Genomic DNA, 25,912 nt, shown 5'->3' with positions numbered 1-25,912 from the left:
AAAAACTCCTATTCTGCAAGTCTAACTGGAAGAGCAAGATACGTAAATTCTTCATCATCATATTTTGATTCGTTTGGATAAATTAGGCATGGATTTAAAGATGATTTTAAATGCATTCTTATAGTTTGGGTATCACAAGCCTTAACTCCTTCTATCAAATATCTTGCATTAAAAGCAATTTTTACATCATCGCCTTCTTTTTGAATTTGTAAAACTTCTTTCAAATCTCCAATTTCAGAATTTGATTCGATTAGGCACTTATCATCTTCTATATTTATTTTTATAAGATTTGCTCTTTGGGTATTGTTTAATAATTGAGCTCTTTCCAAAGAATTAATAAGTTCTTGCCTATCAACAACAAGGCTTGTTGTAGAAATATCTGAAATTATATTTGTGTAATCAATATAATTTTTATCAATTACCTTGCAATACATCGTAGTGTCTCCAGATTCAAAAATTATATCCTTGTCGTCCTTATAAATTTTTGTAATTTTTTCATCATCAATTATCCTTGTCCATTCAGAAATAGATTTTCTTGGAATAATCAGTCTAGCCTTATCCATTGATGATGGATATGATAATTTTAATTTTTTAAGGGCAACCCTATATCCATCAAGGGCTACAAAATTTAAATATCCATCTTTTAATTCAAACAAAATTCCTGTAAGGGCAAGTTTTGTTTCGTCCAAGCTTGTTGCAAATTCTGTTTGTGAAATTGATCTTTTCAATTTATCATTTTGAATTTCTAAATAATCAACGCTTGGTATAGAGAAATTTTTCTTTTCATAATAATCAAAAGCTAGGATATTAAAGTTTGAACCATTGCATTTGATTTTTATTTTTGAATCTTCTAGCTCAATTTTTATTAGCTCATCTGGAAGTTTTCTTACGATATTTGCAATTATATTTGCATTTATTGCCATTTCGCCTTCTTGTACTACCTTACAATTGGCTTTTGTTACAATAGATATTTCTCCATCTGATGATGTTAGTGTTAAAGTATCATTTTTTGCTTCAAAGTATATTAATTCATGTATTTGTATATTGGTTTTTCTCGAAACAGCTTTCAAAGCTATGGAAATTTTATTTGATAAATCTTTTTGTTGAATTTCTATTTTCATATTTGCTCCTAACATATTATATAAACTTAGTAGTATTAGTATTAGGTAGTGTATATATGTGGATAAGTCTTACAAAGCTTTATTTATAAATTAAAAACTCAAATAATAAGTTCTGGATAAGTTTTTATAAGTCATCCACTTTTCCACACAATCCACAGACTAAAATAATTTTTTTAGAAAGTTAAGCTTATAAACAAGCTTATCCTCAAACTTATACACAATTTGTGGATAACTAAGCTTTTATTTCTTTAATAATTTCTTCTATTTCTTGCCTAAAATCTTGGTCTTCTTCCATTAAATCTTTAATTTTATCATGACCATGCATAACAGTTGTATGATCTCTATTAAATTCATTGGCAAGACTTACCAAAGAAATTGATAAAAGATCCCTGCAAAGATACATAGCAATTTGTCTTGGCATAACTATTTCTTTTTTTCTAGATTTACCTCTAAGATCAGCAAGTTTTACATGGTATCTTTCAGCAACTTTTTTTTGAATATCTTCTGCATTTATTTTTTTTCTATCATTATGAACTCTTGAACTTACACCAAGTCTTGCATCCTCAAGGCTTACAAATGATCTATTATTTGATTTTGCACAAGCAATTGAAGTTGCCAAGGCTCCTTCAAGATCCCTAATATTTGTTTCAATATTTTCTGCAATATATTCTAAAATTTTGTAATCAACAACAGCTCCAAGCTCATCTTGTTTTTTTTGTAAAATTGCAACCCTTGTTTCAAAATCAGGTTTTGAAATATCAACTATAATTCCCCAACCAAATCTTGATACAAGCCTATCTTCCAAGTGTTTGATTTCTTTAGGTGGCCTATCTGATGAAATTACAATTTGTTTTCCTTGATTATATAAATCTTCAAAAGTATGGAAAAATTCTTCTTGAGTACCAGTTTTATTGGCAATAAATTGAATATCATCAATCAAAAGCATATCAACAGAACGATATTTTTTCCTAAATTCTTCATTAGTATTATTTCTAACAGCAGAAATCATTTCATTAGTAAATTTCTCACTAGAAAGATACATCACATAGCAATCATCTCTTTTTTCAAGAATTTCATGAGCAATTGCCTGCATCAAGTGAGTCTTGCCAAGACCACTTGCTCCATAAATAAAAAGCGGATTGTAGACTCTTGAAACCTTATAATTAGCCATATTTTCAGCAACAGATTGGCTTGCTGCAAGAGCTAATTGATTTGATTTTCCTTGGACAAAATTTTTAAAAACATTATTTTTTTCAAGAAGAGGTTTAGGATACTTATTTACATTATTAAGTCTTAGTTGCCCATCATCATCAACATTTTTTCCAAGGCTTAAAACTTCATCATAATTAGGTCCATCTTTGGCAACAATTTCAATTTTATATGCCTTATTTTCTCTCTTATTTATATCATTTAAAATAGACTGGAGTTGAGGAACCCAAATTTGGTCAAAAATAAACTTAGTATCATTTTTTGGAATTTCTAAATAAATAGTATCTTCATATTTATTTAGTGGCTTTAAAATTCCAATCCAAGTTTCGTATTGTTGAAGATCTGGAACATTCATTTTCATTTTTTCTTTTAATTCATTAGTTATGTATTCTAGATTCATCTTACAGCTCTCTTTCATAAAATATTATCCACACTTAACAAAATGGTAAATTGTAATAAGTTAATTATATTTTTCGACTTATCCCCAAATTTTGGATAAGTTGTGGATAACTTTAATGTGGATAGGATAAATCTTTATTTTTAGAGAAAATTTTTGCTTATTTTTAAAAAAATAAAATAATACAATTAATTTATCCACAAAAAATATAAGCAAATCAATAAAAAATAGACTTATCATCATCTTTTACACAAGAGATTATACACTAATATAGCCATTTTGTAAAGTTATCCACAAAATGTTGATAAGTTTGGGATAAGCTAAAAAAATTTAAATTTATAAAAATTAAAACTATGTGGATAATGTGGATATCTTGATAAAATATAAAAATTTGTAAATATTTTTATGAGTAAATCTTTGATTATAGGAATTTATTAAAAAAATATTTCAAGAAATTTAAAAATTATTCAAATAAAGAACAATCAAAATTGTATGTGTATAAAATATAATTAAAAAAACTTATCCACACATAAATAATAATTTAAATTCGATGGATATTTGCATAAAATTTATAAAACTTATATTAGTATTAAAATTTCAAAAAAAATTAGAAATTTACACACAAAAATTTTAAATTTTAAAAAATTTAAAGGATTATTTTTTATTTTCAAATAAAAATATAAACCTATAAAATTTAAGCATTAATTTTTAATTTAAATTTTTGTATTTTTATATTTAAAACCTTGACTTTCTACCATTATTTAAATATAATAAAAGACAGCGTAAAATAATAGGAGGTGATAATATGAAGAGAACTTATCAACCAAATAGAAGAAAAAGAAAAAAAGACCATGGCTTTAGAAAAAGAATGTCAACTCCCGCTGGTAGAAGAGTTTTAAAATCCAGAAGACAAAAGGGAAGAAAGAAATTATCTGCATAATAAAAAAGCTGCGGCTTTTTTATATTGTAGATAAGTTAGAAGTTAGGTTTTATTCTTATGGAAAAACAATTTAGTTTAAGAAAGAATGTAGACTTTGAAAGAGTTTATAAAAAATCTAAGCACTACTACAATAGAGATTTTACCGTTTTTATAAAAAATAACGGTGTAAATAGGCCAAGGTTTGGCTTTTCTATTTCTAAAAAAATAGGCAAGGCAAATCAAAGAAACAAACTTAAAAGAAGACTTAGGGCAATTGTTTATGAAAATTATAGGAATATTAATAATGTAGATATAATTATTATTCCAAAAAAACATACCACAGATTTTACTTACCAAAAACTTAAATCTTCTTTGGGACACGTACTTAGTAAAGCCTTTAAGGACAAGAAAATTAGATATGTTAAATAAACTTTTTCTAATATTAATTAGATTTTATCAATTGTTTATTTCTCCACTATTAGGCTCTGGAAAATGTAAATATTATCCTACTTGTAGCCAATATGCTATTGACTGTTTTAAAAAGTACAATTTTTTTAAGGCCTTTTTTAAGGCTTGTTGGAGAATTCTAAGGTGCAATCCTTTTTCTAAAGGAGGATACGATCCGGCCTAGCAATTGATTTTTTATATTTACACTAGAGATTAGGAGAGATAATGTTAAGTTTTATAGCACAAATATTGGGTAGCTTAATGAAATTTATTTATGATTCTTTAGTAAATAATTTTACTGAACCATCTAATATAAGTTTTTATGCTATTTCAATAATTTTAATGACAGTTTTGGTATCATTAATTACTATACCAATGACTATGAATCAACAAAAACAAGCGGCAAAAAGTGGAGAGATTCAGCCAAAAGTTGAAGAAATTAAGAAAAAATATGCCTATGATCCTCAAATTATGCAACAAAAAATGCAACAATTATATAAGGAAGAAGGCGTAGGACCAGGAATATCTTCATGTTTGGTTATGATTTTCCAATTATTAATACTTTTATCTTTATATAGGGTTATTCAAAATCCAAATAAATTTATATTTGCAGGTGATATGCACCAAGTTAAAGATAATTTTTTATGGGTACCAACCCTTTCTAAGGCAGATCCTTTATTCTATGGTTTGCCACTTTTAACAAGTATAAGCCAATTAGGTGTTCAACTTTTCACAATGAAAACATCACCTCAAGGTCAAGCTCAAAATACTCCTGGTATGGGTTCTATGAATAATATGCTTTTGGCTATGCCAGTAATTTATTATTTTGTATTTAGAAACCTTCCTGCAGGTTTGCCTTTATATTGGACAACAAGCTCACTTGCAAGACTTTTAATTCTTGGAGGACAATATTTAGTTGGCCTAAGCAAAAGAGATAAAGAGGAAAAAGATGAAAAGATCAATAGTAAAAACAGCAAAAACTAAAGATGAAGCTATTAATGAAGCTTTGAAAGAAATTAATAAATCAATAAATGAAGTTGATATTGAAGTTATAGAAGAAGAATCTACAGGATTTTTAGGTTTAATTGGACAAAAAGATGCTGTTGTTAAAATTTCTTACGATGAAGATATTAATGAGGGAATTGATTCATTAATGAAAGAAATTGAAGAAGATAGCAAAAAAGAGCTAGAAAAAGAATTTGATTTGGAAGATTTATCAGAAAAAATAGAAGAAGAAAATTCTTTTGAAGATGAATTGGATGAAAAAGAAAATTTAGATGAAATAAATGAATCTTTTGAAGACTTAATAGAAGAAGATTTTGAAGATGAATTAGAAGATTCTGACCAAAAAGAAGACGAAGTAAGTCTTTATTACAAAGCAAAAGATTTGTTAGAAGAAATTTTAATCCAAATGCACTTTGAAGATGTAAAAGTTATTGGAAATTTAGAAGATAACATAATTAAGCTTGATGCAAAAATTGATCCAAAAGATACAGGAATCGTAATTGGAAAAAATGGAAGAACCCTTGATGCAATTGAAACTGTAATAAGAAAAATTATAAAAGCAAGATCAAATAAGGTTAAGCTTAATATAGATATAAACAACTATAAAAAAAGACGCGATGATAAAATTGTAATGCTTGCTGATAAGGCGTGCAAAAAAGTTCTAAAAACAAGAAAAAGTTGGAACTTAAAATATATGAATTCCTATGAAAGAAGACTTGCTCACGAGCAAATTTCAAAATATGATAAGCTTGATTCTCACTCAGAAGGAGTTGAGCCAAAAAGATATGTTGTAGTTGATTATAAATTAGATTAACATAAAGGATGTTTCACGTGAAACATCTTTTTTAATTGATAAAATTAATGTATAATATGGAAAGAATGAAAATTTTGTTTATGTCAAAGGTAAACAGTCATTTTAGAAAGGATGAATTATGAGTGAATCTACAATAGCAGCAATTTCTACGCCACAAGGTAGTGGTGGTATATCTATAGTTCGTATGAGTGGCGATAAATCTTTTGACATTATAAAAAAGATTTTTAAGCCAATAAATAACAGACCTTTAGATAGAGAAAAAGATAATAGGATGATGAGATACGGTCATATAGAAAAAGACGGCCGTATTTTTGATGAAGTTATGGTTAATTTTATGAAAGGACCAAATACCTACACAAGAGAAGATATTTGCGAGATAAATTGCCACGGTTCAATGATTTCTGTAAGAGATATTTTGAATTTATTATTGGATATGGGCTGTGAGCTTGCAGATAGGGGAGAATTTACCAAAAGAGCTTTTTTAAATGGAAGAATTGATTTATCTCAAGCTGAGGCAGTTCTTGATATTATAAATTCAACCAATGAATTATCACAAAAACAAGGTTTAAAGCATTTATCAGGTTTGTTGAGAGAAAAAATTGAGGAAATTAGAAATATAGAACTTGAGGCCTTATCAAGAATAGAATATTCGATTAATTTTACCGAAGATGGAGAGGATTTGCCAGTTGATAATATTATAGCTTTTATGCAAAAGGCATATGATGAAATTTCAAAACTTCTAGCAACAGCAAATAAGGGAAAACTTGTTAAAGATGGGATTGAAACAACTATAATTGGCAAACCAAATGTAGGAAAATCTTCACTTTTAAATGTTTTATTAAATGAAAATAGGGCAATTGTTACAGATATTCCTGGAACTACAAGAGATTCTATAACTGAGTATATAAATCTTGGAAATTTAACCTTAAAAATTAATGATACGGCAGGAATTAGGGAAACCCACGATGAAGTTGAAAAAATAGGAGTGCAAAGATCAAAAGAATTAGCAGAAGATGCAGATCTTATTATAGCAATATTTGATAGGTCCAGAAAACTAGATCACGAAGATAAGATGATTTTGGATATGTTAAAGGGAAAAAATGCTATTATAATCTTAAACAAAATTGATTTGGATTCAAAAATTTCAAAAAGTGATTTTGATGATTCTTTTAAAATTATCGAAACATCTATGGTTTCACGAGATGGAGTTGATAAATTAGAAGGAGCTATTTTTGATATTTTTGATTCAAAAGAATTAAATAAAGAATCTTTGATGATTACAAATTTAAGACATGAAAGATTATTAAATTCTTCAAGAAAAAAACTGGAATCATCATTAGATGATATAAAAGCTTTTGTTCCTATTGATTGTGTAGAAGTTGATTTGAGATCTTCTTATGATGATTTGGGACTTATAATAGGAGAAACTGTTTCAGATGAAATAATGGATAAGGTATTTAGGGAGTTTTGTGTTGGAAAATAATAAGTTAGAAAATAAAAATCATAAATATATAGACGAAGCATATGATGTAGTTGTTATAGGTGCAGGTCATGCTGGTTGTGAGGCAGGACTTGCCTCTGCTAGGCTTGGATTTAAAACTTTGGTTCTTACAACAAGTATGGAATCGGTGGCTGATATGCCATGTAATCCTAATATTGGAGGAACTGGAAAGGGACATATAGTAAGAGAAATTGATGCTCTTGGTGGAGAGATGGCAATAAATATTGACAAAACCTTTATACAATCAAGGATGTTAAATACATCAAAAGGACCTGCTGTTCATTCATTGAGAGTTCAAGCTGATAAAATCAAATACCATCAAGAGATGAAAAAAACTCTTGAAAATCAAGAAAATCTTGATTTGTTTGAACAAGAAGTAGATAAAATTAATATTGAAGATGGCAAAGTAAAAAGCGTTGAAACAATTCAAGGGGCAATTTTTCCTACAAAAGCTTGTGTGGTTTGTACAGGAACATATTTAAATGGAAAAATTTTGATGGGAGATTTTCAAAAAACATCAGGTCCACATGGTTTATCTGCAGCAACTCATTTATCCGATAGTTTAGAGCAATTAGGTTTTTCATTAAGACGTTTTAAAACTGGAACCCCAGCAAGAGTTGATAAAAAAAGTCTAGATCTAACAAAGACTGAAATTCAAAAAGGAGATGAAAATGTTGTTGCCTTTTCATTTTTAAATGAAGACAAAGATTTTTCAGATAAAAAACAAGAAGCTTGTTATTTGACATATACAACAGAAAAAACTAAGGAAATTATTATGGAAAATTTGGATAGGTCACCAATGTACGCAGGCCTTGTAAAGGGAATTGGTCCAAGATATTGCCCATCAATTGAAGATAAAATGGTAAGATTTCCAGATAGGGACATCCACCAAGTTTTTATTGAACCAGAAAGTCTTTCAACAGATGAGATGTATATTCAAGGCGTTTCATCAACTCTTCCTCAAGAAGTTCAAAAAGAATTCTATAAAACCATAGAAGGCTTAGAAAATTGTAAAATCATTAGACCTGCTTATGGAATTGAATATGACTGTCTTGATTCTACAAATTTAAAAAGAAGTTTAGAGTCAAAAGAGATTGAAAATTTATTTTTTGCAGGACAAATAAATGGCTCAAGTGGATATGAAGAAGCTGCAGGGCAAGGTCTTATTGCAGGAATAAATGCAGCTTTAAAATTAAGAGGAGAAGATGCATTAATTCTTGATAGGTCTGATGCTTATATTGGAGTTTTGATTGATGATTTAGTAACTAAGGGAACTAATGAACCATATAGGATGATGACTTCAAGGTGTGAATATAGACTTACAATGAGACAAGATAATGCTGATTTTAGGCTTACAGAAAAAGGACATGAAATAGGACTTGTATCAGATAAACGTTATGAAAAAATGGTTGTAAAAAGAGAAAATATTGAAAAAGAAATTTCTAGATTAAAAAATGTAATGATTAGTCCTAACGAAAAAAATAATGAAATTCTAGAAAAAATAGGTTCAAATCCTATAAAAACTGGATATAGTTTGTTCGATCTTATAAAAAGACCAGAATTAACCTATAAAAAATTGGAAGTTTTGGATCCTGATAGACCAGAATTACCAAAATTCCAACAAATTCAAGTTCAAACAGAAATCAAATATCAAGGATATATCAAAAAACAAATGGCAGATATAGGAAAATTTAAAAAACTAGAAAACAAAAAACTAGACCATGATATTGATTATAGTAAAATAAATGGATTGAAAAAAGAATCAGCAGAAAAATTAAATAAAATAAAGCCAGATTCAATAGGTCAAGCCTCAAGAATTTCAGGAGTTTCGCCAGCAGATATAAATGTACTTCTTATAAGACTCAAGTCGGGAGATTTAAATGGATAAGTTTAAAATATATGAACAAATGCTCATAGAAACAAATAAAAAATTTAATCTAACAAGCATTGATGACCCAAAAGAAATAAGGATAAAACATTTTGAAGACTCTCTTACTATAAAATCATATATAAACAAAGGAATGAAAGTTTTGGATATAGGATCAGGAGCTGGATTTCCAGGAATACCTCTAAGAATTGAAAAAGATTTTGATTTAACTTTGATAGATTCAGTAAATAAAAAAGTAAATTTTATGAATGAAGTAATAGAAGAATTAAAACTTGAAAAAGCCAAAGCTATTCATGTCAGAGCAGAAGATTACGCAAAAGATCATAGGGAAGAATTTGATATGGTTATTTCAAGAGCTGTTGCAAATTTATCAACACTTTCAGAATATGCTCTTCCATTTTTAAAAGTTGGCGGAATATTTATAGCAATGAAAGGCCCAAAGGCAGAAGAAGAATATGAACAAGCACAAAATGCTTTGAAAATTTTGGGAGGAGAATTAATTAATATTGACACAATTGATCTTTACGGAAATACAAGAAAAAATATTTTGATAAAAAAAGTAAGGTCAACGAAAAAGAAATATCCTAGAGGAAAAAATCAACCAAAGAAAAATCCTTTATAAAAATTAAAATAAATAAAAGAAAAAATGTTTCACGTGAAACATTTTTTTATTGAAAATATGTTATACTATTATAGAGAAAAGAGGATTTATGAAAGCACAAATTTTTTCTGTAGGAACAGAAATATTATTAGGAAATATTACAGATACAAATTCGAAATTTATAGGACAAAAACTTACAGAGTATGGAATAGATGTCTATAAGATGGTAACTATTGGAGATAATTTTGATAGATTGTTCCAAGCAATGAAAAATGCTTATGGAAAAGTTGATTATATTTTTGTAACAGGAGGGCTTGGGCCAACTGAAGATGACATAAGCAAAGAAGTTGCCATAAAAGTTATTGGCAAAGAAGGCCAAGTAGAAATTGATAAAAAATCAAAAGAAAGAATTGAAAGTTATTTTTCTAATAACAAAAAAGCTGTTAAGGTAAATTTAAAGCAAGTAAAATTTCCAAATGGTGCAATTATTTTAGATAACGACAAAGGAACAGCTCCAGGTTGTATAATGGGAGATAAGACTAAGATAATTCTTCTTCCAGGACCACCAAGAGAAATGGAATATATGTTTGAAAATAAACTTTCAAGTTATTTAAAAAAAGATGCTATTATTAAATCGAAGAATTTAAGAATAGGACTTTTGGGAGAATGGGATATGGCGAATAGAATTGATTTGTCATCAACAAACCCTACAATTTCTCCTTATTTTGATAATGAAGGTGGATTTTTAAGAATTACAGCAAAGGCTAAAAGCGAAAAAGAAGCAGATTTTTTATTAAATGAAAAAGAAAAAGAAGTTAAAAATGTTTTTGGAAATTTGTTTATTTCCGATGATGGTTTGAGAAAAGAAGAAACTTTAATAAATTTATTAAAAGAAAGAAATGAAAAAGTTTCTACTTGTGAATCTATAACAGGTGGATTGATTGCTTCATCAATAATAGATATAAGTGGAGCAAGTGAGGTAATAGAAGAATCCTATATAACTTATTCAGATAAAATTAAAGAAAAGATTTTAAATGTTTCACGTGAAACATTAGACAAATATAGTGCGGTAAGTGTTGAGTGTGCAAACGAAATGATCGAAGGCTTATACAAAATTACAAATTCAAGTCTTTGTATAGGATCAACTGGCTATGCTCACAAGGGAGAGGTAATTCTTGCTATAAAATATAAGAACCAAAAAGTTATAAAAAAATTTCAATTTTCAGCTGATAGGAATAAGGCAAGACTTTTTGCAAAAAATCGAGCCTTGGATCTTGCTATAATTATTATGAGAGGTAAGTATGAAGACAATATCGATATTTAATCAAAAAGGTGGAGTAGGAAAAACTACAAGCGTTGTAAATCTTGCGGTAGCCTTGTCAAAACTGGATAAAAAAGTATTGGTTATTGATTTTGATCCACAAGCCAATACAACAACAGGTCTTGGTTTTGATAAAAATGAACTTGAAAAATCAATATACAAGATGTTTTATGATGAAGGGGATAATTACAAGGATTATATTTTAAAAAGTCAGGAAGGTCCTTATCTAATAGCTAGCGAAAATTCCTTGTCAGGTCTTGAAGTAGAGCTTGTAAGTCTTGATGAAGAGGAAAGATTGAAAATGCTTAGCCAAATCATTGAAGAAATAAAAAAAGATTTTGACATTATTTTGATAGATTGCCCACCATCTTTGGGACTTTTGTCTTTAAATGCCCTTGTAGCTAGTGATTCTATAATTATTCCTATTCAAACAGAATACTATGCTCTTGAGGGAGTGAGCGAGCTATTAAAAACTTATCAAACAATAAAAGAATCAATAAAGGAAGATTTGGAAATTGAGGGAGTTTTGCTTTGTATGTTTGATAAGGATACGGATTTATCTTATGAAGTAGTAGAAGAAGTAAAATCATTTTTTAAAGAGAAAGTATTTTCTACTATGATTCCAAGAAATATAAAACTCGCAGAGGCACCATCATTTGGAAAATCTGTTATATCTTATGATGAAAAATCTAAGGGAGCTAGAGCTTACTTGTCTTTGGCAAAAGAGCTTGTAGAAAATGTTTTTGGAAAAAAGGAAAACTTAGAAAAAAATTCAAAGATTGAAGAAAAAAATGATAATTTAAATAATGCTGAGATAAAAAATTCAGAAAAAACTAAAGAAATCCGTGATGAAAAATCTAAGGAAGATAAAAACATAGTTAAGAATGATAAAAAAGAAAATTCTGATGAGACAATAGTAAAGAAAAACAAATTTTCTTTTAATCAAAATAAACTAGTAAATAATGAAAAGAGGGATTAGCTATGACGAAAAAAACATTGGGTAGAGGACTTGGATCTCTAATACCAGAAAATAACAAAAAAAATAAGGCCATAGTTAGGATTCCTTTGGAAAAAATTTATGCGAGGGAAGACCAACCTAGGAAAAATTTTGATGATAAATCACTTGAAGGTCTTAGTCAATCAATAGAAAAATATGGCTTATTAAATCCAATTGTTCTTAAAAAAAATGGGATAAGATATGAAATAATTGCTGGAGAACGTAGGTTTAGGGCAAGTAAGCTTTTGGGTTTAAAAGAAATTGATGCAATTATAAAAAATGTGGATACAAAGGATATTGATATATTATCTATTGTTGAAAATGTTCAAAGGGAAGATTTATCTGGTCTTGAAGAGGCCAATGCTTATAATGAGCTTTCAAAAAACTATGGTATGACTCAAGATGAAATAGCGAAAACTGTTGGCAAATCAAGATCTTACATTGCAAATACCCTAAGACTTTTAAAACTTGATGAAAATTCAAAAAAAGAGCTTGAAGAGGGAAATATTTCTTCATCCCAAGCAAGAACACTTCTTTCTATAAAGGATGAAGAAGATAGAAAAAAAAGCCTTGATGATTTTAAAAATAAAAAAACAAATATAAGAAAAGTTGAAAAGATTAGTTCTAAAAATAATAAAAAAAATCAAAAGGAAGATAATTTAGATAGGATTTTATTTGAGGATTTTGAGGAAAAATTTATTGACCTACTTAATTCAAAGGTAGAAATTAAAAAAAATAATGAAACTTATAGGGTTACTATTGATTGTTTTTCTATTGAGGAGATAGAAAATTTATATTGGAGATTAAAAAATGGAAAAGAATAAAATGATAGATTTTTCTGTAGACCATCTTATAGAAAATACCAGAAAAAAAACAGCTAATCCAGGCGGAGGAGCTATTACAAGTCTTGTTGGAAACCTAGGCTTAAACCTTATTTTGATGATGGCAAAAAAAGATTATAAGGATGAAAAATTAAATAAAAAATCCAAAAAAATCGAAGAGAAATTCAAAAAATATTCTGAAGAATTAAAAGAACTTATGCAAGAAGATATTGATAAGGTAAATCTTTTAATAAAAGCTTATAAAAATAAGGAAATAAAAAATTACGATGACTATATTATAGAGGCAAACAAGGCTCCAAAAAGAACTATAGAGCTTATGATAATTGTTATGCAAGATTGTGATTTTATTTTAAAATATGGAAATATTGATGCGATTTCTGATGGAGAAATAGGGCTTAGACTTGTAAAAGAATCAATCCATTCTTCTTTTATAAACCTTATTTTGAATGAGGAAAATATTACTGATCCAAATCATGAAAAAACAAATTACAAATCTATTATAAATTTCTGTGATAAATTATATAAGGATAATATGAAAATCATCGAAGAAAGGGAAAAGAAATGGGACAAATAATAGCTATAGTGATCTTATTTATTCTTGTTATTTTTGAATATTCTATGATAAAAGCTAATAATAACAAACTAAAAAGACAAAAAAGAAGATACGATCATCTACTTAGGGGCAAAAATCCTGATGTAAATCTTGAAGAATTAATTTTACAATTAAATGACCAAATCGAACAATCAAATAGAGAAATAAAATCTCTTGACCAAAGATCATCAGATACAAAAAATACTACAATGGGAGCTGTTAGCAAAATGGCAGTTGTTCATTATGATGCTTTTGATAGCCAAAGAGGAAGAAATTCGTTTTCATTAACTCTCCTAGATTCATATCACAATGGAATAATTCTTACAAATTTATATTCACAAGATGGCTCAAATACTTACTTAAAAGAGATTACAAATGGAGAATGTGACATAGAGCTTTCCGAAAGGGAAAAGGAATCTTTAGAAAAAGCAAAATTATAGAAGATAATTAAAATTATTGGGGTATAATATTAATGCTAAAATCGATTTATGATTAGGAGGTAATTATGGCAAACGATGGAGTTATGGAACTTGCTACTGAAAATATTAGGGGCAAAAATCGCAAAATAGTATTTCCAGAAGGCAATGACTCAAGAGTATTAAGAGCAGCTATTAGACATCAAAATGATGGTCTTATAGTACCAATACTTTTAGGAGATAAAGAAGAAATTCAAAAAGTAGCAGAAGAAGAAGGGGTAAAATTAGGAGATATTCAAATAATAAACCCTAGAGAAAGCGAACTACTTGATGAATTAGTAGATAAATACGTTGAACTTAGGAAAGGCAAAAACACCAGAGAAGATGGTGAATATATATTAAAGAAAGATAACAATTACTTTGGTACAATGCTAGTTCAAACTGGAAAAGCAGATGGAATGGTTTCAGGAGCATCAAATCCAACTGGAGATACTGTAAGACCAGCCCTACAACTTATCAAAACAAGAAAAGGTGTAAATAGAGTATCCGGTGTTATGATTATGCTTGGACCTAATGGAGAAAAATTATTATTTGCAGATACAGCAATAAATATTACTCTTCAATCAAACGAACTTGCAGAAGTTGCAGTAGAAGCAGCAAAAACAGCAGAAGAATTTGGAATTGAACCAATAGTTGCTATGCTATCATTTTCAACAAAAGGATCTGCAAAACACGAACTTGCAAGAAAAGTAGAAGAAGCTACAAAACTTGCAAAAGAAATGGATCCAAATCTTAAAGTTGATGGAGAAATGCAATTTGATGCAGCAATTTCACCACAAGTTGCAAGAAAGAAAATTCCTAATTCAGATGTAGCAGGAAAAGCAAAAGTATTCATTTTCCCAGACCTACAAGCTGCAAATATTGGATATAAAATTGGACAAAGACTTGGTGGATACGAAGCTTTAGGACCAATACTTCAAGGATTAAACAAACCAGTTAACGACCTTTCAAGAGGATGTAACGAAGAAGACGTATATAAATTAACAATACTAACAGCAAATCAAGTTAGAGATTAATAAAAATTTCAAAAGAGACAGTCGCTAGATTGCCTCTTTTGTTATACAAAAAATTAATATATAAAATATAAAAATAATAAAACAAAAAGGGGTGATGATAATATTTAGAGAAGAAATAAAACAAAATGCCAAAGCTGTTGTTCCTATAGCAGTTTTAGTTTTAATTTTAAATTTATTTAGACCAGTAGAAAACAAAATTATTATAAAATTTTTAATAGGATGTATTGGAATAATTTTTGGTCTTTCTATTTTTCTTACTGGAGTTAATCTATCAATTTCAAAAATTGGAACATATATGGGAGATTTTATTGCAAAATCTGAAAAAATAATTAAAGTTATTATTTTTGGAATTTTTATAGGATTTATAATTTCAATTGCAGAACCAGATCTTTTAATTTTAGCAAATCAAGTAAGAAGTGCTATCGGGCTTTCTTCCTTATTAATAGTAGCTATAATTTCGATTGGGGTTGGCTTTATGATTTCTCTTGGTCTTTTTAGGATATTTAAAGAAATAAAACTTTCAACACTTATGTTTATAATTTATGGTGTGATTTTTATTTTAATGTTTATAGTAAATGATTTGGGTCACGCTATAGCTTTTGATGCATCGGGAGCAACTACGGGTGCAATGACAACTCCATTTATTATTGCTCTAGGTCTTGGAGTAAGTAAATTAAAGGGAGAAAAAAAGGGAGAAGAAAATTCATTTGGCCTTGTAGGAATCGCATCAACGGGACCAATTCTTGCGGGACTTTTGATGACTATGTCTATAAATTCAAAAAATATTTTGCTAGAAGAACAAGCTCATCAACTAGCTTTGATTTCAGGATTTAAATCGGCAAGTTTTGCAATTTTGCCAATAACTTTGGTGTTTTTTATAATGGACAAGCTAGTTTTTAAAATTAAAAATAAAAAATCAATAAATCTTGGTTTGATTTACACTTACCTAGGACTGATTATATTTTTGGCAAGTGTAGAAGGTGGATTTATGGAACTTGCAAGATTTATGGGAGAGAATTACTCTGATTTTAGATTTGTACCTATCATTGGATTTATTTTGGGACTTTTGGTAGTTTTGGCAGAGCCTGCTGTCTTTGTTTTGGCAGAACAAGTCGAAGAAGTTACAGGAGGTTCAATCCATAAATCTTCAATAATGAAAGCTCTTTCTGTTGGAGTTGCTTTTGCAGTTATGCTTGCTATGCTTAGAATAAAAATAGAAGGCTTTAAATTATGGATGATAATTGTTCCAGGATTTTTAATAGCTCTAATTTTATCAAGAAATGTTTCCCAACTTTTTGTAGGAATTGCTTTTGATTCGGGAGGAGTTGCGTCAGGGCCAATGACTGCGACTTTTATATTAGGTTTTTGTCAAGGAGTTGCAGGAAATATTGAAGGTGGATTTGGAGTGATTGCCTTTGTAGCTTTAATGCCAGTGATTACAATTATGATAATGGGATCTTTTTATAAGGAGGCCATAGAAGGATAATGAAATATTTAAGAATAATAACACCAAGATCAAAAGGGTCAAAAATTATGAACCAATTAAAAGAAAAAGGTGCTAAGTCAATATCTTGCCTTTTGGCAGAAGGATCTGCCAATGCACATATTCTTGAAGTTTTAGAAATTGATAAGGAAAAAAAAGAAATAGTTTCAGCACTTGTAAACGATGATTTGGTAAATGATTTATTAGACCAAATAAAAGATAAATTTGATAAGAAAAACACATCTATAATGTTTACGACACCAGTAGATTACAAAGGAGAAATAGATATGGAATATGAAGCTTTGTATGTAATAGTTAATAAGGAAAATGCAGATAAAGTTATAGAAATATCCCAAAAAGAAGGAGCAAAAGGCGCAACTGTTGTTCATGGCAGAGGATCTGGAATTCAAAAAAAATCTGTGTTTTTAAATATGACTATAGAGCCTGAAAAAGATATTGTCATAATGCTTATAAAAAAGGAAATTTCAGAGAAAGTAAAATCAGCAATTTATGATGCAATGAATTTGGATGAAAATTCGAAGGGGATTTTATTTTCACTTCCTGTCACAGATGTGCGCGGGCTTGTTGAGCAAAATTAAGACGGTATAATTTAAAGAGAAAAAATGGAGGATATTATGAAAGAAATAAATACAAGTGAATTTGATACACACGTTTTAGAAAACGAAGGAATAGTTTTAGTAGATTTTTCAGCAACTTGGTGCGGACCTTGCAAAATGCAAAAACCAGTTCTTGAAGAAATGGAAGGCGAAGTTGATTTTGAAATATATTCAGTAGACGTAGATGAAAATCCAGACCTTGCAGGAAGATATAATGTAAATGCAGTTCCATCAATGATGTTATTTAAAGGTGGAGTTTTAAAAAATACTCTAGTAGGTTTTCAAGCTAAAGAAGTAATACTTGAAGAAATAGAAAAACTTAAATAATGGATTATGATTTAATAATAATAGGATTTGGGCCTGCAGGAATTTCTGCAGGTCTAAATGCTAGTATAAGAGGAAAAAAAGTTCTAATTATTGGGAAAAAATCAAAAGCCTTGGAAAAAAGTCCCTCAATAAAAAATTATTTGGGATTTAGTGATATAAAAGGCTTGGACTTATACAATAATTTTAGAGACCATATAAAAAATTATCCTGTTAAGATATTGGATAGGAAAATAAAGGCAGTTTATGCCATGGGAGAATATTTTTCAATAGATTTGGGCGAAAAAATGCTCACATCAAAAGCTTGCATAATTGCAACAGGAATTGATATGGGAAAAAGCATTGAAGGAGAAGATGAATTTTTTGCCAAAGGAATTTCTTATTGTGCAACTTGTGATGCCAGCCTATATAAAGGAAAAAAAGTAGTCTTGGTTGGCTATAATGAAGAAGCTATTGAAGAAGCAAATTTTATAAATAAAATGGCAAGCCAAACAATTTTTGTAAATCCTAATAAAAAACCTATAGAACTTGACGATGGAATTAAAATTATAAACAAAAAGCCAAAAAAATTTCTAGGAGCTTTGAAGGCCGAAAGTCTTATATTAGAAGATGGGGAAGAATTGAAGGCTGATGGATTTTTTGTAATAAAAAATTCTTCAAAGCCAAAAAGTCTTGTTCCATCAGTGAAGATTGAAAATAGCCATATAAAAGTAGACTTAGATATGAAAACAAACATAAAAGGTCTATTTGCCTGTGGAGATATAGTTGGCACACCTTATCAAATAAATAAGGCGGTAGGTCAAGGACAAATTGCTGGATTAAATGCGGCAAGTTATATAAGTAAAAATAAATAAAATGTTTCACGTGAAACAATTAATGTCATGCAATGAAGTGTGGCATTATTTTTTTGTTTAAATTTATTTTTAAAAAATTCATTTATAATTTATTTTTTTATGCTTGGAGATTTTTTAATTTCAAAAAAATTTATCATAATTTTAGCTCTAATAATATAAAAATTGTAAAAAACATAATTAATACATAATTAAAATTAATTATCAAAAATATTCTTTCTTTTTACTTGAAAAATGTCGTATTATATGTAGAATAATATTTAAGTAGATTATTCTATTCTAGATTACAGTCTATAAATTGTAAGGAGGTTTATATGACAAGAACACACATAGAATTTTTTGAATTTAATAACTCTATATTTTCAATGATTAGGGAAATATCACATAAGATAGATTTGCTTTTACAAGAAACAGCTCAAGAAATGGGCGTTACAACTCTTCAACTTAAAATGATTATGACTCTATCAGCATCTGATGAATCAGTTTCTATTGGAAATCTTGGTAAATCAATTGGAGTAAATGGTGGAAATATTTCTAATATTTGCAAGAAATTGGAAAAACAAGGATTTGTTGATAGAAATAGATCTGATGAAGATGAAAGAGTTGTTAATGTAAAATTAACACAAAAGGGTTTTGATGCTGCTGAAAAGGTAAGCAAATATTTTGATAAAATTAGACCTAAAGATGACGAAAAAAGTATAAATTCTAATTTAAAAACAATAATTAATGAATTAGATTCACTAGATAATTTATTAGACGATTACATTGTTAGGAGTGGTTTATAGATGCCATCATTTAAAAAAGGCAAAAGGCCTCTAGTCTATTATTGGATTATTGCCATTGTGGCATTTTTGGTTATTCAACAAATTTTGCAACCAATTAGGGCTGAGGGAAAACCAAAAGAGATAACTTATTCTCAATTTGTATCAATGATTGATAATGGACAAGTTAGAGAAGTTACAAAAGATGATTATAATTACACTTTCACAGCGGTAGTTGATGGAGATAAGCAAAAATTCATCACAGGCTTGTGGCCTGATACTGACCTTACTGAAAGGCTTCTTGAGGCTAGCAAAAAACACAAAAACTTGACCTTTACCAAGGAAGTTGAAACAAAGATGAGCCCATGGCTTACCTTGTTTGTTACAAGTATTTTGCCATTGTTGTTTTTACTTTTTATATTTTATATGGCAAATAGGTCTTTATCAAAGACTATGGGAGGCCGTGGCGGCGGAGACTTTATGAATTTTGGTAAATCAAACGCCAAAATTTATATGGAAAACAAAACTGGCAAGACCTTTGCAGATGTAGCAGGTCAAGAAGAAGCGAAAGATAGCTTAAATGAAGTAGTAGATTTCTTGCATGGACCACAAAAATACAAGGAAATCGGTGCGGTTTTACCAAAAGGAGTACTTCTTGTAGGCCCTCCAGGAACTGGTAAGACTCTTCTTGCAAAAGCTGTTGCAGGAGAGGCAAATGTTCCATTTTTCTCAATTTCAGGTTCTGAATTTGTAGAAATGTTTGTAGGAATGGGTGCTAGCAAGGTTCGTGATCTTTTCAAACAAGCAAAAGAAAAAGCGCCTTGTATAGTATTTATCGACGAGATAGATGCCATTGGTAAAAAACGTGATGTTTCAGGATATTCAGGAAATGACGAACGTGAGCAAACACTTAACCAATTGCTAAACGAAATGGACGGATTTGATGCTACTGAGGGAGTAGTTTTATTATCTGCAACCAACAGACCAGAAATTCTAGACCCAGCTCTAACAAGACCAGGACGTTTTGATAGAAGGGTTCAAGTAGAATTACCAGATTTAAAAGGTCGTGAAGATATATTAAAAGTTCATGCAAAAAAAATTAAGCGTGAAGATGAAATTGATTATGAAGAAATAGCAAAAAGAACTGCAGGAACAAGCGGTGCTGACCTTGCAAATATTGTAAACGAAGGAGCTTTGAGAGCTGTTAGAGAAGGACGTAAAAAACTAACTCAAACAGACCTTGAAGAATCAATCGAAACAGTTATAGCTGGTGCTCAAAAGAAAAATGCAGTTATTTCAGACGATCAAAAGAAAATTATCGCTTACCACGAAGTAGGACATGCTCTTGTTGCAGCAATTCAAACACAAAAAACCCCAGTAACCAAAATTACAATTGTACCAAGAACTGGTGGAGCTTTGGGTTATACAATGACTGTCGACAAAGATGAGAAATTTATAATGACAAAACAAGAGCTATTTGATGAAATAGTAACCTTGGCAGGTGGAAGAAGTGCAGAAGAATTAATATTTAATGCAAAAACCACTGGAGCAAGCAACGATATAGAAAAAGCCACAGCCATAGCAAGAAATATGGTAACAATTTATGGTATGGATGATGACTTTGACTTTATGCAACTTGAACAAATCCAAGGAAGATACCTTGGCGGTCAAAGATCAATGATAGTTTCAAATGGAACTGGAGATAAGATTGACCAAAAAGTAGGAAAAATTATTGCCCAAGCTCACATGAGAGCTATAGAAATTTTAAAAGATAATTTAGAAAAACTTCATGAAATTTCAGATTTTCTTTTAAAAGAAGAAACAATTACAGGCGAGCAATTTATGGAAATATTAAATAAAAAACCTGTAGAAAATAAAGAAAATCCTAAACAAGAACCTTCAAATGAAAATAAATTAGAAGAAAAAGCAATCGAAGATGAAATAAAAACATCAGATGACAAAAAAGAAAATTCTAGCGAAATTTCAAATGAAGATTTGAAAAAGGAATTGGAAGAAACTTTGAATGAAAATGAAGAAAAATCTTCAGATAAAGATTTAGATGATACAATAGCCCTAGGCTCAAGTGAACAATCAAATCAAGAAGATGAATAATAAAAAGAGCCTTAGTGGCTCTTTTTGTTTTAAGGGAAAAAGATTAAAAATAGAAAATAAAAATTAACTTCAAATTAAATGTTTTGGGGTTTTGAGGTTTATATGGAATATATAATTAGAATTGAAGATAAAAAAGATAGTTTTACTCAGACAGATAAAAATATTGCATCTTATATATTAAACAACAAGGACTTGATAATAAAACAATCGAGCATTGACCTTGCAAAAAATACAAAATCATCTCAGGCTGCTGTTACAAGATTTGTAAAAAAAATCGGCTATAATTCCTTTGTGGATATGAAAATATCAATTGCAAAAGCCTTTGAAGAAGAAAGTGATTTTATAGAAGATGAAATAAAAAAATCTGACAAAACAAAGGATATAATAAGTAAGTCTAAGGCAAATATACAAAAAACAATAGAAAAAACTTATGCATTAATTGATGAAGAAAAAATTGAAAAGGCGTGCCAAATTTTAAATAAGGCTAAAAAAATTTATCTTTCAGGAGTGGCAGGTTCTGGACTTATATGCGAAGATTTTTATTATAAATTATTAAGGGCAGGGGCAGATGTGTATTATGAGAAAGACGCCCATACAAATCTTTCAAGAATTTCTCATATAGGAAAAAATGATCTTTTAATTGCAATAACTTATGGGGCAAAAACAAAAGAAGTATTGGAATCATTTAATTATGCGAAAATTAAGGGAGCTTCTCTTATAAGTATAAGCAAAAATGAAAATTCAAAACTTGCAAAAGATTCTGACGTTTTTATAAAAATTCCATCAAGTGAAAAAGAAATTAGGTATGGAGCGATTGCGTCGAGATTTTCATCTTTAATCATAACGGATATTTTATATTTTTCTTATATAGGATTAAATTATGATTATGTAGTGGATAATTTAAAAGTTACCAAAGAATTTACAGACAAACTTAAAATTTAATTTTAAAAATATAAAGAAACACTTGAAATTATATTTCAAGTGTTTTATAATGTAAATGTGAAAAGCTTTTCTATGAGAAAAAGGAAGTATTTATGTTAGGTTTTAGTTTATATCTTAATCAAAATAAAGAAGAAATTATAAAAAAGCTAGAAGAATTTAAAAATTATGATTTTTAGTTTACATCTATGCACTATCCTCTAAAAGACGAGAATATGGATAAATTATTGTGGCTTTTGAATATGTTAAAAAATTCAAAAACGAAAGTTTGTGTAGATTTAAATGGAGAAGTTTTGAAAAAATTTCCTAAACTTTTAGATTTAAACATAATAATAAGGCTAGATTTTGGATTTAATAATGAACTAATAGCTAAATTATCTAAAAAAAATAAATTGGCTATAAATGCATCGACCATAGATTATAATAATCTAATGGATTTGAAAGAAAAAAATTCAAATTTTTCAAATATTAGTGCTTGGCATAATTATTATCCTCTTTCATATTCAGGACTTGGAAGTGATGAATTTATTAATAAAAATCAAATGTTAAAAGCATTTGGCGTTGATATTTTTGCTTTTTTTCAAGGAGATAATGATTTTAGGGGACCAATGTTTGAAAGTCTTCCAACTTTGGAAGAAGATAGGTGGGAAAATCCTTATTATTCTTATTTGAAACTTAAAAGAAAGTATAAAATAAAAAATCTCTTGTTATCTGAAGGAATCTCACAAAAAATTAAAAAATATATAGAAGATTATGAGAAAAATAAGCTAATAAATTTAGATGTTTTTTTGGAAGATGATTATAAAGATTTGAAAAAAATTGAAGTTAGAGAGGATATAAGCGATTATTTGATAAGAAATAAAAGGTCCTATAAATTTATTGAAAAAATCGATGATAGAGAAATAAAAAAGGGCGATTTAGTAATTTTAAATAAAAATGCCAAAAGATATTCTGGAGAGCTTGAAATAATTAGAAAAGATATAGGAGAAGATAAGATGAGAAATATTATTGGACATGTAGATAAGTCTCATCTTGGAATATTAGATTTGATAGGAGGAAGTGATAGACTTGTCATCAACAGAATCAAGAAATAACAAGAGCAAGGGCTTGGACACCAAGTCAACTCTAGAAATTTTAAAAATAATTAATAATGAAGATATGACAATAGCTAAAAAAGTTGGCGAAAAAATCCCAGATATTGAAAAACTAACAGATGCTATTGTAGATGTGTTTAAAAAGGGCGGTCATTTATATTATATTGGCGCAGGAACTAGCGGAAGACTTGGAGTTTTGGATGCGTCTGAAGCATTTCCAACTTTTTCCGTAGATAAAAATATGATAAAAGGAATTATTGCAGGAGGAGATAAGGCACTAAGAAATCCAATTGAAAACGCAGAAGATGATGAAAATTTGGCAAAAAAAGATTTGATAGACCATGGATTTACAAAAGATGATTTGCTTGTAGGAATAGCAAGCAGTGGAAGAACACCTTATGTTATTGGAGCATTAAAATATGCAAAAAAACTTGGGGCAAAAACAGGTTCGATAACTTGCAACATAGGTTCTGAAATTTCAAAATTTGCAGATTATCCAATAGAAATAGACACAGGAAGCGAAGTTTTGACAGGTTCTACTAGAATGAAAGCAGGGACTGCAACAAAAATGGTTTTGAATATGATTTCAACAACTTCAATGGTAAGAATCGGAAAAGTTTACGATAATCTTATGGTTGATCTTAGGGTATCAAATGAGAAATTAAAAAATAGGGCTTTGAAAATGATTGAAGATATTTGCAATATTGATAAAAGTTATGCAGAAAAATTACTAGATGATGCAGATGGCAGGGTAAAATGTGCAATTTTAATGGAAAAAAAATCAATTAGCAAAAAAGAAGCGCTTGAATTGTTGGAAGAAAACGAAGGATTTTTAAGAAAGGGAATACAATGAAACAAGATAACAAAAAAATCGCCACAGACCTTATAGAAAATTTTGGTGGAAAAGATAATATAACAGAAGTTATAAATTGTATGACAAGAGTAAGGGTAAAAGTTGTAGATGAAAGCAAGGTAAACTTCAAAGAAATTGAAAAAATTGATGGAGTTTTGGGAGTTTTAAAAGGAGAACAAATTCAAATAGTAACAGGCCCTGGCAAAAGTGAAAAAATAGCAAAAGAAATGTCAAATATGGCAAATGCAAAATTTTCTGAAGAAATAAAAAGCGATATAGAAAAAAGAACTAGAGAAAATAAAGCAAAAGTAAAAGAAAAACAAAATAAATCAAAATTTAAATCATTTTCAGCAACAATAGCATCAATTTTCGTTCCATTAATACCAGCTTTTGTAGGAGCAGGACTTATAGGTGGAATAGCCTCAGTTATGCAAAATATGATAACAGCAGGTTCACTTTCACAAGAAAATTTTGGAGCAGTACTTCAAGTTTTAAATATAATAAAAACTGGACTTTATGGATATTTGAATATATTTATAGGAATAAATGCAGCAAGAGTCTTTAAAGGAAACGAAGGCTTGGGTGGAGTAATTGGAGGTATGGTATATCTTTCAGCAATGAATCCAGACGAGCCATTAAAAAATATGTTTTTAGATTCAGCCCTACTACCAGGACAAGGTGGAGTAATTGGAGTAATTCTTGCAGTATTTATACTTGTAAAAATTGAAAATGCCCTTCACAATGTAATTCCAGATTCACTAGATATAATTATTGTTCCAACAATATCCTTATTAGTTACAGGAATTTTGACAATATTTATAATAATGCCAATAGCAGGATTAATATCAAACGGACTTATAGGAATAATTAACTCTGTAATAGAATTGGGTGGAGCGATTGCAGGATTTATTCTTGGTGCAGTATTTTTACCAATGGTAATGCTAGGACTACATCAAATTTTAACACCAATCCACATTGCGATGATTGAACAACAAGGCGCAACATATTTATTGCCAATTCTTGCCATGGCAGGAGCAGGACAAGTAGGAGCTGCAATAGCAATACTTGTAAAATGTAGAAAAAATAAAAGATTAACAGAAATAGCAAAAGGTGGATTGCCAGTAGGAATTTTAGGAATTGGAGAACCATTAATATATGCCCTAACTCTACCAATGGGAAAAGCATTTATAACAGCGTGTCTTGGTGGAGGAGTAGGAGGAGCAATAATTGGTGCAATAGGATCAATAGGAGCAACAGCAGTAGGTCCAAGTGGACTAGCCCTAATTCCACTAATTTATAATGGAAAAGCCCTAGGATATATATTTGGACTTATCGGTGGATATGTTGGAGGATTTATACTAACATATTTATTTGGAATAGATAAAAAATATATAGACGGAGAAGACATAGTAGATAGTATAGATTTTAAATTTTAATTAAATAAAAAATAATCTTGCCTTAGGGCAGGATTTTTTTTGCAAAAATTTCTTTGAAATAAAAATTATTTTAAAGAAAAAATTAATAAATTTTAAAAACATACAAAAAAATGGACTTTTACCTTTTGATTTTTGGTAAAAATCCTTTATGTAAATAGTCTCAATTAAGAGACTATACAAAAACAATTTCTCTTAGTGTCAACGATAATTGTCTTGCCTTTTCATTGTACTCAATTGTTAAAAAAAATCAAAACTTATTTTCTTATCCTTGATTCTTTAAATTTAGAATAATATAG

General features: G+C 29.0%; 26 protein-coding genes. 24 read left to right on the top strand and 2 right to left on the bottom strand.

Translation table 11 applies throughout. The features are described from left to right. Positions 1-8: 8 nt before the first annotated feature. Together dnaN and dnaA are read right to left on the bottom strand one after the other, a co-directional pair. The gene (gene dnaN, locus I6H46_RS02890; protein ID WP_019118856.1) at positions 9-1,121 is read right to left on the bottom strand and encodes a DNA polymerase III subunit beta; all 1,113 of its coding nucleotides are present in this window, start codon (positions 1,119-1,121) and stop codon (positions 9-11) included. Between the two features lie 232 nt (positions 1,122-1,353). Continuing rightward, a complete protein-coding gene (gene dnaA, locus I6H46_RS02885; protein ID WP_156328714.1) occupies positions 1,354-2,730 on the bottom strand; it encodes a chromosomal replication initiator protein DnaA in 1,377 nt (458 codons plus the stop codon). Positions 2,731-3,532: 802 nt separating this feature from the next. Between dnaA and rpmH the strand changes: the two genes are divergently transcribed. The 24 genes from rpmH (at position 3,533) to I6H46_RS02765 (ending at position 25,616) form a co-directional block, all read left to right on the top strand. Further along, entirely contained in the window at positions 3,533-3,667 is a 135-nt protein-coding gene (gene rpmH, locus I6H46_RS02880) for a 50S ribosomal protein L34 (protein ID WP_004815746.1), read from the top strand. 57 nt (positions 3,668-3,724) lie between these two features. Beyond that, on the top strand, positions 3,725-4,075 hold the full coding sequence (rnpA, locus tag I6H46_RS02875; RefSeq protein ID WP_004839608.1) for a ribonuclease P protein component: 351 nt from the start codon (positions 3,725-3,727) through the stop codon (positions 4,073-4,075). Then, the gene (gene yidD, locus I6H46_RS02870) at positions 4,065-4,277 is read left to right on the top strand and encodes a membrane protein insertion efficiency factor YidD (RefSeq protein WP_004839607.1); all 213 of its coding nucleotides are present in this window, start codon (positions 4,065-4,067) and stop codon (positions 4,275-4,277) included. The genes rnpA and yidD overlap by 11 nt, the downstream gene beginning before the upstream one ends. Before the next feature lie 41 nt (positions 4,278-4,318). Beyond that, a complete protein-coding gene (locus I6H46_RS02865) occupies positions 4,319-5,077 on the top strand; it encodes a YidC/Oxa1 family membrane protein insertase (RefSeq protein WP_019118855.1) in 759 nt (252 codons plus the stop codon). Further along, entirely contained in the window at positions 5,043-5,912 is an 870-nt protein-coding gene (gene jag / locus I6H46_RS02860; protein WP_200226123.1) for an RNA-binding cell elongation regulator Jag/EloR, read from the top strand. Before I6H46_RS02865 ends, jag begins: the two co-directional genes overlap by 35 nt. 118 nt (positions 5,913-6,030) lie before the next feature. Beyond that, positions 6,031-7,395 (top strand): tRNA uridine-5-carboxymethylaminomethyl(34) synthesis GTPase MnmE, encoded by a 1,365-nt coding sequence (mnmE, locus tag I6H46_RS02855; RefSeq protein ID WP_019118854.1) that lies wholly within the window; start codon positions 6,031-6,033, stop codon positions 7,393-7,395. After that, positions 7,385-9,301, top strand: coding sequence for a tRNA uridine-5-carboxymethylaminomethyl(34) synthesis enzyme MnmG (gene mnmG / locus I6H46_RS02850; RefSeq protein ID WP_019118853.1), 1,917 nt, complete (start codon positions 7,385-7,387; stop codon positions 9,299-9,301). Before mnmE ends, mnmG begins: the two co-directional genes overlap by 11 nt. Beyond that, positions 9,294-9,923: a 16S rRNA (guanine(527)-N(7))-methyltransferase RsmG gene (gene rsmG / locus I6H46_RS02845; protein ID WP_019118852.1), complete on the top strand. Its 630-nt coding sequence runs from the start codon at positions 9,294-9,296 to the stop codon at positions 9,921-9,923. The genes mnmG and rsmG overlap by 8 nt, the downstream gene beginning before the upstream one ends. 88 nt (positions 9,924-10,011) lie before the next feature. Then, complete coding sequence (locus I6H46_RS02840) at positions 10,012-11,226, top strand: CinA family nicotinamide mononucleotide deamidase-related protein (protein WP_019118851.1); 1,215 nt, start codon at positions 10,012-10,014, stop codon at positions 11,224-11,226. Then, positions 11,204-12,202, top strand: coding sequence for a ParA family protein (locus I6H46_RS02835; protein WP_019118850.1), 999 nt, complete (start codon positions 11,204-11,206; stop codon positions 12,200-12,202). Before I6H46_RS02840 ends, I6H46_RS02835 begins: the two co-directional genes overlap by 23 nt. Before the next feature lie 2 nt (positions 12,203-12,204). Then, entirely contained in the window at positions 12,205-13,044 is an 840-nt protein-coding gene (locus tag I6H46_RS02830) for a ParB/RepB/Spo0J family partition protein (RefSeq protein ID WP_019118849.1), read from the top strand. Beyond that, positions 13,031-13,636, top strand: coding sequence for a cyclodeaminase/cyclohydrolase family protein (locus I6H46_RS02825; RefSeq protein WP_019118848.1), 606 nt, complete (start codon positions 13,031-13,033; stop codon positions 13,634-13,636). The genes I6H46_RS02830 and I6H46_RS02825 overlap by 14 nt, the downstream gene beginning before the upstream one ends. Continuing rightward, positions 13,624-14,094 (top strand): DUF4446 family protein, encoded by a 471-nt coding sequence (locus I6H46_RS02820; RefSeq protein ID WP_019118847.1) that lies wholly within the window; start codon positions 13,624-13,626, stop codon positions 14,092-14,094. Before I6H46_RS02825 ends, I6H46_RS02820 begins: the two co-directional genes overlap by 13 nt. A 65-nt stretch (positions 14,095-14,159) precedes the next feature. After that, entirely contained in the window at positions 14,160-15,146 is a 987-nt protein-coding gene (gene pta / locus I6H46_RS02815; protein WP_019118846.1) for a phosphate acetyltransferase, read from the top strand. A 94-nt stretch (positions 15,147-15,240) separates the two neighbouring features. Next, positions 15,241-16,632 (top strand): DUF1538 domain-containing protein, encoded by a 1,392-nt coding sequence (locus tag I6H46_RS02810; protein ID WP_019118845.1) that lies wholly within the window; start codon positions 15,241-15,243, stop codon positions 16,630-16,632. Then, positions 16,632-17,228, top strand: coding sequence for a P-II family nitrogen regulator (locus tag I6H46_RS02805; RefSeq protein ID WP_004839594.1), 597 nt, complete (start codon positions 16,632-16,634; stop codon positions 17,226-17,228). The genes I6H46_RS02810 and I6H46_RS02805 overlap by 1 nt, the downstream gene beginning before the upstream one ends. A gap of 36 nt (positions 17,229-17,264) precedes the next feature. Continuing rightward, positions 17,265-17,573 carry a thioredoxin family protein gene (locus tag I6H46_RS02800; protein WP_019118844.1) on the top strand — a complete coding sequence of 103 codons (309 nt, stop codon included), beginning with the start codon at positions 17,265-17,267 and terminating at the stop codon, positions 17,571-17,573. Then, positions 17,573-18,424, top strand: coding sequence for an NAD(P)/FAD-dependent oxidoreductase (locus tag I6H46_RS02795; RefSeq protein WP_019118843.1), 852 nt, complete (start codon positions 17,573-17,575; stop codon positions 18,422-18,424). Before I6H46_RS02800 ends, I6H46_RS02795 begins: the two co-directional genes overlap by 1 nt. Positions 18,425-18,735: 311 nt before the next feature. Continuing rightward, positions 18,736-19,206 (top strand): MarR family winged helix-turn-helix transcriptional regulator, encoded by a 471-nt coding sequence (locus I6H46_RS02790; RefSeq protein WP_019118842.1) that lies wholly within the window; start codon positions 18,736-18,738, stop codon positions 19,204-19,206. Further along, a complete protein-coding gene (ftsH, locus tag I6H46_RS02785) occupies positions 19,207-21,294 on the top strand; it encodes an ATP-dependent zinc metalloprotease FtsH (RefSeq protein WP_019118841.1) in 2,088 nt (695 codons plus the stop codon). It abuts the gene before it with no gap. Positions 21,295-21,396: 102 nt separating this feature from the next. Next, the gene (locus I6H46_RS02780; RefSeq protein WP_019118840.1) at positions 21,397-22,236 is read left to right on the top strand and encodes a MurR/RpiR family transcriptional regulator; all 840 of its coding nucleotides are present in this window, start codon (positions 21,397-21,399) and stop codon (positions 22,234-22,236) included. A 185-nt stretch (positions 22,237-22,421) separates the two neighbouring features. Then, the gene (locus tag I6H46_RS02775) at positions 22,422-23,327 is read left to right on the top strand and encodes a MupG family TIM beta-alpha barrel fold protein (RefSeq protein ID WP_234287406.1); all 906 of its coding nucleotides are present in this window, start codon (positions 22,422-22,424) and stop codon (positions 23,325-23,327) included. Further along, positions 23,293-24,180, top strand: a complete 888-nt coding sequence (murQ, locus tag I6H46_RS02770; RefSeq protein ID WP_026074089.1) for an N-acetylmuramic acid 6-phosphate etherase — start codon at positions 23,293-23,295, stop codon at positions 24,178-24,180. The genes I6H46_RS02775 and murQ overlap by 35 nt, the downstream gene beginning before the upstream one ends. Further along, positions 24,177-25,616: a PTS transporter subunit EIIC gene (locus I6H46_RS02765; RefSeq protein ID WP_019118837.1), complete on the top strand. Its 1,440-nt coding sequence runs from the start codon at positions 24,177-24,179 to the stop codon at positions 25,614-25,616. Before murQ ends, I6H46_RS02765 begins: the two co-directional genes overlap by 4 nt. The last annotated feature ends 296 nt before the right edge of the window (positions 25,617-25,912 follow it).

The sequence above is a fragment of the Anaerococcus obesiensis genome (assembly GCF_016599815.1).
Classification (GTDB): Bacteria; Bacillota; Clostridia; order Tissierellales; family Peptoniphilaceae; genus Anaerococcus; species Anaerococcus vaginalis.
The sequence above is the reverse complement of the archived record's forward strand: the minus strand, read 5'-3'. Positions and strand labels throughout refer to the sequence as shown.